Genomic DNA, 13293 nt, shown 5'->3' with positions numbered 1-13293 from the left:
GTTAAGAGAAGGCGATAACGAGAGAGGAGTTTGTGCCACCAAAGCCGGCCGAGTTACACAACACCTTCCCGGGGGAACGAAGACGAGTTTCACGAATAATATTCAAACCAGCGGTTCCTGCATCTGCTTGATTAAAATTGTAGCTTGCCGCGGTAAATCCCTGTTGCGCCATGATTGCCGTGTAGACAACCTGAGCCGCACCGGACATCCAGAGTTCATGTCCCGTCAGCGCTTTTAGTGCCGAAATATCTGGTGTCGTATCACCAAATACCCGGCGGATATTTGTCGCCTCAGCGGCATCTCCGGCAGGGGTCGCCGTTGCGTGGGCGCAGAGGTAGTCAATCTCGCCTGTTGCAAGGCCGCTCTGTTGCAGAGCTGAACGCATCGCCCGACTGAGGCCGTCCTCACTGGGAACCGAAAGCTGTGCTCCGTCAGACGAAAAACCATAGCCAAGTAGCTCGCCTAGGATAGTGGCACCCCGCTTTTCAGCCAGATCGTAACGCTCCAGAATCACGCTTGCGGCTCCACCACTTGGCACCAGACCATCACGATCAGCATCGAACGGGCGGCTGGCTGTCGCTGGATCATCCAGCTGCGCAGAAAAAGCACCCAAACCATCAAAACTGCACATCGACTGCCAGTTGACCTCCTGCGCCCCACCACAAATCATCCGCTCTTGCCGTCCCATCCGGATCAGATCTGCAGCTTGTCCCACCGCATGGCCACTACTGGAACATGCAGAGCTTAAGGTCCAGCAAGCACCTCGGGTTTTAAGCAGCGTGTTCAGGTTCATAGTGACGGTAGAAGTCATAGAACGGAAAATCTGTCCACTGCCGATCCCTTTGGTTTCTCCCCGCTGGAGCAACGCTTCAACCTGTTCAATTGCAGCAAGACAACTGGAATCACAACCATAGATAAGCCCGCTCTGATCATTCTGCAGACTCTCTTCATCCAGACCGGACATTTCCAGCGCGTCACGCGCCGAGGCATAAGCCCAGACAGCAAACTCCGGCATGCTTTTCCGCTGTTTTCGCGATAGGATAGAAGTATCGAAATTTTTGATCTGACCCGTTAATGGGCTACGAAAACCCAGCTCAACTCTTTGTGGATCAACAACGATCCCCGACTGTCCATTGCGCAGAGCGGCGCCAACACTCTCCAGATCATTCCCCAGACACGAGACAATCCCAATTCCAGTAATAGCGACTCTATACAAGCCGGAGACCTCCATTTAAAGTGATGCTTTCGCGATAGAGTAAATAGGATCCGATAACCAAACACAAATGTCATTGCCAACCAACGCTGCACCTTGACCTGAGTTGAGGTATTCATAACTATAGATCTGGAGCACAACAAAGGAGAACAGCTGCGGAGGCGGTTATTTTTCCCCCAACCACATTAAATATGGGCGCCACCATTGACGGCGAAAACTTGACCAGTAATATAACTGGCACGCTCAGAGCAGAGAAAACTCACCAATCCCGAAACCTCTTCGGGCTGACCAACTCTACCCAGCGGGATCATGGGCAGAATCTTTTCCTGCGGCAAATCAGCGGTCATCTCTGTGGCAATAAATCCAGGGGATACGGCGTTAACAAGAATTTTACGTCGCCCGACCTCAGCGGCAAGAGATCGTGTCGCACCAATCAAACCAGCCTTGGCAGCAGAATAGTTGACCTGCCCCGCCATCCCCGTCTCTCCTGAGGTCGAAACGATATTAACAATCCGTCCCCGCCGTTTTTTCAACATTCGCGCAACAACCATCCGGGTCACGTTAAAAAAGCCGTTCAGGTGGACCCCTAAAACATCCTCCCAATCTTCCTGGCTCATAAGCGCCATGATGCCATCACGGGTAAAACCGGCATTATTGACGAGCACTGCAGGAGTTTGTTCTACCAATAATGGCTCTAACACTTTTGCTGTTGCTTCTGCATCCGCAACATCAAAAGGGAGCAGAGTACAACGGCCTCCGGCGGCTTGAATGTCATCAGCAACAACCTGGGCAGCGGCATGATCACTACGATAATTAAGCCAGATATTGAAACCGTCCGTCGCCAACTCACGAGCAATGGCCGCACCGATCCCTTTACTCGCCCCGGTGACTAAAGCAATCTCTCTGTCACTCATCAATATTCCTTTACTGAACTCTGAAGATGTTTAGCGTAGCAGAATCTGCAACCAATCCATGAGCGTCATAATCACCCCTCGCCCACCACTCTATATCATCATGTATTATTTAAATAATTGCGTATCTTATTATGCTTCCCAATGTCATTTCAAGGACTGAAATTTTAATCGGGATAAAGACCGGAAAGAAGCGCAACTGAAAAGGACGGCCCTTCACGAGGCCGCCCTTTGTACTCACTTACCTCCAGGCGGATAACCAACCTGTTTGTCTGCCGCTCAAGCTAATAGTTGTTTTGCTACGGCAACCATATTATCTGCTGTGAATCCAAAATGTTGCATCAACTCACCTGCGGGAGCACTGGCACCAAATTCATCCATGCCGATAGCCTTCCCCTGCAAACCAACATAGCGCTCCCAACCAAAGGTGCTACCAGCTTCCATTGAGACCCGCGCCCGACAGGCTGCAGGGAGGACTTGCTCACGATAAGCGACATCCTGCGCTTCAAACAACTCCCAACTTGGCATTGAAACAACTCGCGTCCCCACACCATCAGCCTGCAGGGTCTTTTGTGCTGCCATGGCATGTTGGACTTCTGAACCACTGGCAAGCAGAATCAGTTGCAGCTCCCCTGTTTCAGGAGAAACGACATAGCCCCCCTTCTGCACTCCCGAAGCGGCAACGTACTGATTCCGATCAATAGTCGGCAGCCCCTGACGGGACAAGACCAGCATCGTTGGCCCTTGGCGGTTGGAAATAGCAACTCTCCACGCTTCTGAGGTCTCGTTGGCATCTGCAGGGCGAATCACCGTGAGGTTTGGCATCGCCCGCAAAGAGGCTAAATGTTCCACAGGTTGATGTGTCGGGCCATCTTCGCCAAGGCCAATGGAGTCATGAGTCATGACATAGATCGGCGCCAAACCCATCAGCGCTGCCATGCGCACAGCTGGACGCATATAATCAGCAAAGACAAAAAACGTTCCGGCAAAAGGGATCAGCCCGGGAGTGTGACAAAGTCCGTTCATGATTGAGCCCATAGCATGTTCGCGAATACCGTAATGGATGTTGCGTCCGCTACGACCAGGAATCCAGGACTCTTCACCTTTGATCTCGGTATTGTTAGAAGGGGCAAGATCAGCAGATCCGCCGATCAAAAAGGGAAGTTTTGCTGCGATCCCATTGATTGCTGCTCCACTCGCCTGACGAGTCGCTTTGGCACCATCTTCCGGCGCAAAAACAGGTAAACCAGCCTCCCAGCCAGCTGGCAAATCACCGTTGCTGACCGCCACCCAGGAAGCAACCTGTGGCGCTGACTTTTTCTGCTCAAATAGCTGTGTCCATTGCTGTTCCAATTCAGCCCCACGTTTTTGGCAACCCTTCATGTGTTCAGCCACCCCAGCAGGAACGACGAAAGTCTCCTGTGGGTCACGGCCATAAGTCTGCTTGGTCAAAGCCAACTCAGCAGTCCCCAGAGGAGCGCCATGGGCACCGGCGGTGTCCTGCTTGTTCGGTGCGCCAATACCAATATGGGTCCGGGCAATAATCAGTGATGGCCGTGGATCATTCTTGGCCCGCTCCATTGCCGCATCAATTTCAAGGAGATTTTCACCTTCAACCCGCTCAACATGCCAGCCATAAGCGAGATAACGGGTGCCGACATCCTCAGTAAAAGCCAAGCTAGTAGCCCCCTCAATGGTGATTTTATTATCCAGATAGATATAGTTGAGGTGTCCCAGCTGCAAATGTCCAGCTAAAGAACCCGCTTCCGCAGAGACCCCTTCCATTAAATCACCATCGGAACAGATAACCCAGGTGCGGTAATCAAACAATTGTGCATCCACATGCTCGGAAAGATATTGTCCCCCCATCGCCATACCTACAGCAACAGAGACTCCCTGCCCCAAGGGACCAGTTGTTGTTTCGACTCCGGGAGTATGACCGAACTCAGGATGTCCAGCTGTTTTACTGCCGAATTGACGAAAATTTTTAATGTCATCAAGAGACAAGTCGTAACCGGTGAGATGCAACATGCTGTAAATCAGCGATGACGCATGGCCACAAGAGAGGACAAACCGGTCCCGACCAGCCCAATCGGGGTTGGTAGGGTTGTGCCGTAGATGGCGCATATACAGCAAATAGGCAATCGGTGCAGCCTCCATGGGTGTCCCGGGATGACCAGAGTTCGCCTTCTCTACAGCGTCTGCTGCTAAAAGTCGAATAGTATCAATAGATTGGCGTACGATTGGATCAGATAAATTGAGTGGCGACATGTGTAGCTCCTTGATTGGGAATTTAGCTGCACATTGAAACAGGAATCAGGTCGATAAATCAAGGGAAAGTGGCTCTGGACAAGATTAAAAAAATGGCCATCAGCGGGGGGAGGGATTCCCACTGATGGCCTAGAATGAAGAAAGGAGGTAAAATGATTCTTTTTTTGCTCAACAATTCGACTGCCACACCGAAACTGTTGATGGTTCATAAGATATCTCGTGAGGCTAAGATAAACCACGTGTCATTACGTATTTAATTGTTACTGATGCCGTAATCAGCAACTGTGCTTTTGCGCAGTTTTTAATCTCGGCAGTCTTTTATCGCCGCAAGAACCAACTAGAGGATACTCAGATCGTAACCACAGTGATCGAATAACAACTGCAGTTTTTCCTGACGATTGCCGCCCCAGCGCTGCAACAACTGCTCCGCCAACGTCTCGCCACTGATGGCTATCTCACTGATATCCTGTAAGAAATGACTTTCATCTGTGCCACTATCCCCATTGTTATACTGTTCCTGCAAGCTCAAAGCCGCCACCTTGAGTAACTCAATCACGGCCTCCTGAAAGGTTCCCCCTTTTATTTTGGTTTTTAACCCCTCCTGCCACGAGCGTTGATACAGAAGCCGAAACTCCGCCAACGTCAGATCCGAAAACAGGCTCTCAACTGCGCTTAGTCCTTGTTCTGTGTAGAGCAGCCCTTTGTAAAAAGCTGCGACCGCTGCGGTACAACGGGGCGGTAAACTATCGGCGCTACGGACTTCGATCTGCGGCCGCAGGCGGACTTCTGAGAACAGGGTTGAAAGGTGTTGATTCCAGTCATCCAGAGTTGCCCGTTCAGCCCCCCAGCCGTTTTCTAGAAACTGACGAAAAGTAAAGCGTTGCTGGGTCATATCTATAAGTTGATGTTGTCGCTCTAGAAAATAGAGGGGGACATCTAGAGCATAGGCAACAAAATCATTTAAACATGCGTCTGGACGAAATAGCGGTTCAATCAATCCACAACGGTCCGCATCAGTTCGTGACCAGACCTCACCACGAAAAGAGAGAAAGCCACTGGGCTGTCCTTCTAAGATGGGAGAATTTGCAAACAGAGCATAACAGAGAGGACTCAGCCACTGAGCAACTCGAAGTTTACGGATACAGTCTTCCTCATCAGAAAAATCGAGGTTGACCTGGGTTCCAGCAGTCTGTTTCATCATCCGCTGCCCCATATCCCCGGTCTTCAACATATAGGGAGCCATGATCTGATAGCGAGGCTTAGGCAACCAGGCAATCTCCTCCAGAGTGCTGAATGGGTGGACACCAAGACCAAGAAACATCAAATCGAGCTCATTCCCCATAGCGACAATATGTTGTCGATAGCGATTCAGATCCCGCCAGCTGCAGGAGATGTCACAACAGAACTTCCCAGACAGCTCCAGTTGTCCGCCGGGTTCCAAGGTCACCGAGGAGCGCTTCCCCTGCAAACCAATCAGGTTTTCCTGTTCAAAAATCCCCTGCCACCCGCCGATACCATCAAGCCGAGCAAGCAGTTCGCGGATTCTCTCGTAACTGACCGCTTTACCGGTATGGCGATCGACCACCAATTTTTCGGTTTCTAACCCGATTCCCCAATCTGATCTGGGACGTGCACCACGCAATAAAAAATCCGTCAGTTGTTGCGTGTTCGTGATCAACTGCTGGTTGGAAGCGTTACTTAAATTCGGATGAGGAGACATGAACAGAAACCTTTTGCAAAAGAAAACGTCAGCTTATGCTGACTCTAGATATAGTGCAATAGCATTTGTTATGGTGTTAAAAATCTGGGTAAATTCTTTTTCGTCCTGTTCCAACAAAGTGATCCGGAAGCCCCTCTCATCAGTACAAAATGACGAAATAGGGACGACACAAATTCCTGTTGAGGCCAGCAAATAATAGACGAAGCGTTTATCGCTCAAGGTTCCTGGTTGATTCACCAGACCCTCAACCAACTCACGCACTTGGGGGTTGTCGATGGGTAAGGTCTGCTGGTTGTTGAGCCGATCTGCTTCAAAAACAACGCTCATATAAAACGCTCCATTGGCGCGGTTCACTTTGACGCCTGGAGCTTCTTTTAAAAGATTGTAGGCGATATTCGAATGACGCTCATAGCGGCTCCTCCGCTCTGCGAGATATTTAGGAAATTCAGGGTTGCTGAGGATCAGGGGGATCGCCTTTTGAGGCAGTGTCGTAGAACAGACTTCAACCATTTTTGAATTCACAATACTATCGATATAGCGACTGAACATTTCATCTTTATCGACATTGTAAACCTCAATCCAACCACAACGTGCACCCGGCCACGGAACATCTTTACTGATGCCCTTCATCGCAATCGCAGGGAGATCACCGACCAGATCAGAAATGGGTCGCGTTGCCGTGCCGTTATAACAAAGGTTATGGTAAATCTCATCGCAAATGAGAAACAGATCGTATTCCTTACAGATCGAGATAATCTCTTGTAAGATACGTTCAGGGTAGACGGCTCCGGTTGGATTATCCGGGTTGATGATCAAGATCCCCGATATAGCTGGATTATATTTAACCGATTGACGTAAATCATCCATATTGGGGTACCAGTGGTTATCGGGATCCAAACGGTAAGTGATCGGTTTCTGCCCCGCATGCGCCCCCTCAGCAGAGGAATGGGTAGAGTATGTTGGTGAGGGGCCAATAACCCGTGATTCACGTTTCAACATGCCATACACTTTGTGAATTGCATCTCCGAGCCCGTTAAAAAAGATAATATCTTCAGCACTAATCTGAGCCTTGCCGCGCTGATTGGTTAAATCGGCTAAAAACTGCCGAGTCTCCAGCAACCCTTTGGTGGCACTGTAGCCATAGGAGCAGTCTTTCATCGTCAAACCGGAAACAATCTCTTTTATCCACAACGGGATATGCTCCCCCTTCGCGACCGGATCACCAATATTTTCCATATTGGTTTTCATCCCGAACCGGTTCAATTCTTCAGCGATCTTGACAATAGCGCGGATTTCATAGGTCAACTCGCCAGCGCCGATATGAACAATATTATTACGCATCTCTTCACTCCCTAAAGGCCCGATGGCTAAACACAATTTTCATCCAACCAGAATTGGTCTTAAATGAAGACCATATCGCCGAGGATGGAATTTGTGCGCCGCCAACAAAAAAAAGGCCATGGACGAATTGTCCATGGCCTCAGGTTCATTTATTGACACACCCGTGCAGCTCACCTCTGATGGTGATGGACAATTCTCAGGCCGATGTTCGCCGCCTGTAACGCTCGAGTTGCCGCTGCTGCTCTTTTCATCATTTACAAATCCTGTTCAAGCAAAGTTTTATCTGAATTATCATATGGTCATAATCATGTCAAATTATTTACAACAACACCATCAACAAACTTAAGGTGACCACACTGGCCAAGGTCGAAACAACTACCACCGAAGTCACAAACTCAGGAACAATATTATTCTCTTTAGCGATGATTGCAATCAAAATAGCCGCGGGCATCCCCGCCTGTAAAATCCCCGCCGCACTCTCTACCGGAGTCAGCACAAATAGAGTTGACACCAACAGTGCCACCAGAGGAGTCAGTCCCAACCGTATGCCAGTGCCAATCAGGACATCTCCAGTCAAATGAACCTTACCTTGCTCGCGCAGTTGAAGACCTAAAGCAAAGAGCATGACCGGAATCATCGCATCAGCGAGTAAACCGATCATCCGGTCAGCCATCAAGGGGATCTCTATTCCCCCTGTTGACACCAGTATCGCGGGAAAAGTTGCCCAGAGAGCTGGTGTTTTCAACACTTTCCAGAGCGCACCACGACTACCGCCATGGGCCCAACCAGCAATACCGACACTAATAATAAAAGCGCTGATTGAGATGGCGACAAAGTAAATAGTCGCCGGCGGGACAGCAACCTCACCTAAACGGAACCGAATCACCGCTAAACCATAATTGCCGACGTTGCCAAATGCAGCAATCATAACAAATGCAGCGATGGTCTCCTTTGAACGACCAAGAGCTCGCCCAATCCCCCCAGCAACAAAGACCGCCAGCAGGTGGGTCATAATAATAAAAGAGAGCATCTTGGCAACGCTTGATAATGGCACCGCTGCGGTACTGATCGACTGAAAAATAAAGGCAGGAACAAAAACATAATAGGCCACCCGCGTCAATGTCTGAGCTTGCAACTGTAACCGTCCGCCAAGGAAAGCACCAAGGAGGATAATCCCAAAAACGGGGAGAATGACATTAACAAAAACGATGATGAGTTCGGACATAAAAGACCTGTCAACAAGCAAACATGGTGGCCAACATCTCAGCTAGCTTAGGGTAAAAAACACATACTATCGTCTTTCTTTTTCTGTTGTCTCATAAAAAAAAGCTCCCAACAAAATAAATGTTGGGAGCTTTTTCATGTCAGCTGTAAAAAACCAGCTTATTTATCACCATCAAAAATCATTTCTGACAGTTTTTTATACATATCAAAACGATCAACTGTCACCTTGTTGGCCTCAACCATCAGAGTTTCAGCTGCATCCGGATTGATTTTCTTGAGGACACGGTAACGGTTTTGTTTCTGAGCGTAGTCCTCAAAGGATATTGTCGGCTCTTTACTGTCGAGTTGCAGTGGGTTTTTACCTTCGGCACTCAAACGCGGATCATAGCGATAGAGTGGCCAGTGACCTGAGGCAACAGCTTCTTTACAACCATCAATAGCAGTGTTCATCGCAATGCCGTGGGCAATACAATGGCTGTAAGCAATAACCAACGATGGGCCATCATAGGCATCGGCTTCGATGAATGCTTTGACAACCTGAGCCGGGTTCGCCAAAGAAACTTTGGCAACATAAATATTCCCATAGGACATGGCAATCATCCCCAGATCTTTCTTTGGCTGGGTCTTCCCACCGGCAGCAAACTGAGCTACGGCACCCAAAGGTGTCGCTTTGGAAGCCTGACCACCGGTATTGGAGTAAACTTCAGTATCCAGGACCAGCACGTTAACATTTTCGCCAGAAGCCAGGACATGATCAAGACCGCCGTAACCAATATCATATGCCCAACCATCACCACCATGAATCCAGACAGATTTGACAATCAGGTATTCGATATTGACAAGTAGAGGCTTGGCGGTTTCATGGGTACATTTTTCAAGAATTTTCTGCAACTTAACAACGCGTGCACGTTGCGCCTCAATCTCTTCTTGTGAATCCTGAAGTGAATCGAGAATTTCGCGTTTCAGACCCGCAGTCCCTACGCAAGCCGCACAACCGCAGCTGATGTTCTCTTCCAGCAGTTCTCTGGCATAAGCAGTCGTTTTGTCGACAGCTAGACGCATGCCATAACCAAACTCGGCATTATCCTCAAACAGGGAGTTACTCCATGCTGGCCCGAGACCATCTTTTCGGGTTGTCCAAGGTGTGGTTGGTAAGTTACCACCGTAGATCGAGGAGCAACCAGTGGCATTGGCAACCAACATCCGGTCACCAAACAGCTGGGAACAAAGTTTGACAAATGGAGTCTCTCCACAACCGGCGCAGGCACCGGAGAATTCAAACATCGGTGGCAGCAACTGGCTCCCTTTGAGACTTTTCCTGTTAATCAACGCAGGATCGGTATCAGGGAGATTGAGGAAGAACTTGAAGTTTTCTGCTTCAGATTCGCGCAATGGAGCCTGGAAGACCATATTGATCGCCTTCTTGCTCTCATCATCCTTGCTCTTCGCTGGGCAATTGTAAATACAAGCGCCACAACTTGTACAATCCTCAGGTGCAACCTGCAGGGTGTAACGCTTGCCTTCCATGTCTTTGCCTTTTGCAGCAGTGGACTTGAAGGTTTCAGGAGCACCATCCAGCTCTTTTTCATCATAGATCTTCATCCTGATGGCTGCATGGGGACAGACAAATGAACAGATCCCACACTGAATACAGAGAGAATCATCCCAGCAAGGAATATTAACGGCGATGTTCCGTTTTTCAACCGCTGCTGTTCCGGTGGGGAAAGTACCATCGACGGGCATTGCCGACATGGGGAGTTCATGACCCAAACCATCAATAATCGGTCCGAGAGTATTTTTAACCGTATCTGAGTAGCTGCCCCATTGTCCGGTCTTCATTTCAATGGCGCTGTCTGCAGTCGCTGGGACGGTCACTTCAGCGATACTTTCCAGAGCGACGTCAACAGCCTGCTTGTTCATGTTGACAACTTTTTCACCAGCTTTACCGTAAGACTTGACCACGGCTTCCTTGATTTTTGTCACCGCCTGAGTTTCGGGAATGATTCCGGAAATCTTGAAAAATGCGGTCTGCATAATGACATTAATACGTGGACCAAGACCGATTTGCTCACCGAGACGAATGCCATCAATAACAAAGAACTTCAAATTCTTATCGATAATCTGTTGCTGAACCATCTTCGGCAAATGGCCCCAGATCTCATCTTTGTTGTAGGGTGCATTGAGGAGGAAGGTCGCGCCGTCCTTGGCGTTTCTGAGCAGGTCATATTTTTCCAGGAAGGAAAAGTTATGGCAGGCAACAAAGTCAGCCTGAGAAATAAGATAGGTATTTTTAATCTCCTTATTCCCAAAGCGTAGGTGAGATGTTGTCATGCTGCCAGCTTTTTTCGAATCGTAAACAAAGTAAGCCTGAACCTTATTATCTGTAGATTCACCAATAATTTTGATCGAGTTTTTATTGGCGCCAACAGTTCCGTCAGACCCTAAACCGTAGAACATGGCGGCATAGCCATCAAAAGGAACACGGAAATTACTATCGAAATCAAGGCTTTCACCCATGACATCATCTTCGAAACCAATAATAAAGTGGTTCTTTGGCTTATCCTTCAGCAGGTTATCAAGAACGCCTTTACACATACCGGCATTAAATTCAAAAGAACCCAAGCCATAACGTCCACCAACAATCGTCGGGTAACCTGAGAAGTTGACTAAGCCATCAACCATACCTTCGCCAATGGCAGTTCTAACAACTTGATAGAGGGGCTCACCGATTGAGCCAGGCTCTTTAGTCCGGTCGAGAACAGCGATTTTTTTCACCGTAGCAGGCAATGCCTTACAGAATTGCTCGATCGGGAAAGGCAGGAATAGACGAATCTTGATCAATCCAACTTTTTCGCCCTGGGCGACCAGATGTTGAACCGTCTCTTCCATGGCCTCACAACCGGAACCCATCATCACCACAACACGCTCAGCATCCGCAGCACCAACATAGTCGATCAGATTGTATTGACGACCAACACGCTTGGCGAACTTATCCATCTGCTCCTGAACGATCCCAGCAACTTTGACATAGTAAGGGTTGACTGTCTCACGGCCCTGGAAAAAGACATCAGGGTTCTGAGCCGTACCACGCAGCTGTGGATGATCTGGTGATAAGCCCCGCTGACGATGTGCGGTGACCAATTCATCGTCGATCATATGGCGCATATCATCCATAGACAGCTCTTCAATCTTCTGGATTTCGTGAGAAGTACGGAAACCATCGAAGAAATGGAGGAAAGGAACACGGGATTCCAGAGTTGCCGCTTGAGCGATCAGAGCAAAGTCCATAACTTCCTGAGGGTTGTTAGAACAAAGTTGCACCCACCCTGTAGAACGACAAGCCATAACGTCTGAATGATCACCAAAGATGGACAGTGCTTGAGCTGCAATAGCACGAGCCGAAACATGGAAAACCGTCGGGGTCAATTCACCGGCAATTTTGAACATGTTGGGAATCATCAACAGCAACCCTTGAGAAGCGGTAAAGGTTGTTGTCAGCGCTCCTGCTTGCAGAGCACCGTGAACGGTACCAGCCGCTCCGCCTTCAGACTGAAGCTCAACAACTTTGGGAACTGTCCCCCAGATATTTGTATTGCCAACGGCACTTTTGGCATCGGAGATTTCACCCATAACGGATGACGGGGTGATTGGATAGATAGCAATAACCTCATTGGTCGCATGAGCAACATGCGCCGCAGCGGCATTACCATCAATATTAACCATCTTTCGAGACATACTTACCTCCTTGTACAGTGAATAAAGTGTGAGTCCTGATGTATCGAGGAACCCTCGGCTCTTTTCTTATCTAGCCACCAATAAACAATTGTGAATCAGAATGCCCGGCGACCAGCAACGGCCTGCTGGACGGTTCCGGCGTCAATATATTCGAGATCGCTACCAGAGGGGATTCCATGTGCAAGTCGGGTCACTTGAATCCCCTTTTCTCTACATAGCTTTGCCAGATAGAGTGCTGTCGCTTCACCCTCTACGGTGAAGTTCGTTGCTAGAATAATTTCTTCAATCGGTTCGTGTTCTAACCGGCGTAATAGTTGTGGAATTTTAAGATCATCGGGACCAACTCCATCTAACGGCGAAAGCGCACCATGAAGGACATGATAAAGGCCAGAGTAAGAGTGGCTACGTTCAATTGCTAAAAGATCCTGAGGTTCCTGAACAATACAGAGGCAATGCTGTTCACGAGTTGAGCTTTTGCATACCTGACACAGGCTCCCCTCTGCAATGTGGTAACAGCGCTGGCAAAAACTGACATTGCGCCGCATCTCCAACAAAGCAGAAGCCAAAGCCTCAACATCATTCTCAGTGGTGCGCAATAAATAAAAGGCTAAACGAGCTGCTGTCTTCCTTCCGATGCCTGGAAGTTTGCCCAGCTCGGCCTCCAACCGGGCAAAAGACGGGAGCGAGTCTAGCATTAAATTCCTCCTAGATCCAATAGTTTAAGGCGCTTTGAAAGTCATTTCCTGCGAAACTGGACGGCCAAAAAATTCAACCTAAAATTAGTGGTCTAGTGGTCTGACCAAAGAAAACTTTACCACGGTGTCAAAAATAATTACAACCCTAAATCTCCACCGCGCGAGAGAACCTCTATGTTGCTA

Annotated in this window: 8 protein-coding genes; all 8 read right to left on the bottom strand. The window is 48.8% G+C overall.

Annotated elements, in window-relative coordinates; genetic code table 11:
- Position 1: 1 nt before the first annotated feature.
- The 8 genes from BLU87_RS00920 to recR all read right to left on the bottom strand — a co-directional run bounded on the left by BLU87_RS00920 (position 2) and on the right by recR (position 13110).
- Positions 2 to 1216, bottom strand: coding sequence for a beta-ketoacyl-[acyl-carrier-protein] synthase family protein (locus BLU87_RS00920; RefSeq protein ID WP_092344603.1), 1215 nt, complete (start codon positions 1214 to 1216; stop codon positions 2 to 4).
- 182 nt (positions 1217 to 1398) lie between these two features.
- On the bottom strand, positions 1399 to 2127 hold the full coding sequence (gene fabG / locus BLU87_RS00915; protein ID WP_092344055.1) for a 3-oxoacyl-ACP reductase FabG: 729 nt from the start codon (positions 2125 to 2127) through the stop codon (positions 1399 to 1401).
- A gap of 276 nt (positions 2128 to 2403) precedes the next feature.
- Entirely contained in the window at positions 2404 to 4395 is a 1992-nt protein-coding gene (tkt, locus tag BLU87_RS00910; protein ID WP_092344054.1) for a transketolase, read from the bottom strand.
- 337 nt (positions 4396 to 4732) lie between these two features.
- Entirely contained in the window at positions 4733 to 6115 is a 1383-nt protein-coding gene (locus BLU87_RS00905) for a glutamate--cysteine ligase (protein ID WP_092344053.1), read from the bottom strand.
- 33 nt (positions 6116 to 6148) lie between these two features.
- Positions 6149 to 7456, bottom strand: a complete 1308-nt coding sequence (locus BLU87_RS00900; RefSeq protein ID WP_092344052.1) for a pyridoxal phosphate-dependent aminotransferase — start codon at positions 7454 to 7456, stop codon at positions 6149 to 6151.
- A gap of 319 nt (positions 7457 to 7775) precedes the next feature.
- A complete protein-coding gene (locus BLU87_RS00895; protein WP_092344051.1) occupies positions 7776 to 8681 on the bottom strand; it encodes an AEC family transporter in 906 nt (301 codons plus the stop codon).
- Between the two features lie 158 nt (positions 8682 to 8839).
- Positions 8840 to 12415 carry a pyruvate:ferredoxin (flavodoxin) oxidoreductase gene (gene nifJ, locus BLU87_RS00890; RefSeq protein ID WP_092344050.1) on the bottom strand — a complete coding sequence of 1192 codons (3576 nt, stop codon included), beginning with the start codon at positions 12413 to 12415 and terminating at the stop codon, positions 8840 to 8842.
- Between the two features lie 95 nt (positions 12416 to 12510).
- Complete coding sequence (gene recR / locus BLU87_RS00885) at positions 12511 to 13110, bottom strand: recombination mediator RecR (RefSeq protein ID WP_092344049.1); 600 nt, start codon at positions 13108 to 13110, stop codon at positions 12511 to 12513.
- Positions 13111 to 13293 lie beyond the last annotated feature (183 nt).

It is taken from the genome of Desulfuromusa kysingii, from assembly GCF_900107645.1.
GTDB classification, from domain to species: Bacteria; Desulfobacterota; Desulfuromonadia; order Desulfuromonadales; family Geopsychrobacteraceae; genus Desulfuromusa; species Desulfuromusa kysingii.
The sequence above is the reverse complement of the archived record's forward strand: the minus strand, read 5'-3'. Positions and strand labels throughout refer to the sequence as shown.

Bases quoted from the DNA above. Each gene is read 5' to 3' on its own strand.
- fabG (WP_092344055.1), bottom strand. From the start codon at position 2,127: ATGAGTGACAGAGAGATTGCTTTAGTCACCGGGGCGAGTAAAGGGATC.
- tkt (WP_092344054.1), bottom strand. From the start codon at position 4,395: ATGTCGCCACTCAATTTATCTGATCCAATCGTACGCCAATCTATTGAT.
- BLU87_RS00905 (WP_092344053.1), bottom strand. From the start codon at position 6,115: ATGTCTCCTCATCCGAATTTAAGTAACGCTTCCAACCAGCAGTTGATC.
- BLU87_RS00900 (WP_092344052.1), bottom strand. From the start codon at position 7,456: ATGCGTAATAATATTGTTCATATCGGCGCTGGCGAGTTGACCTATGAA.
- BLU87_RS00895 (WP_092344051.1), bottom strand. From the start codon at position 8,681: ATGTCCGAACTCATCATCGTTTTTGTTAATGTCATTCTCCCCGTTTTT.
- nifJ (WP_092344050.1), bottom strand. From the start codon at position 12,415: ATGTCTCGAAAGATGGTTAATATTGATGGTAATGCCGCTGCGGCGCAT.
- recR (WP_092344049.1), bottom strand. From the start codon at position 13,110: ATGCTAGACTCGCTCCCGTCTTTTGCCCGGTTGGAGGCCGAGCTGGGC.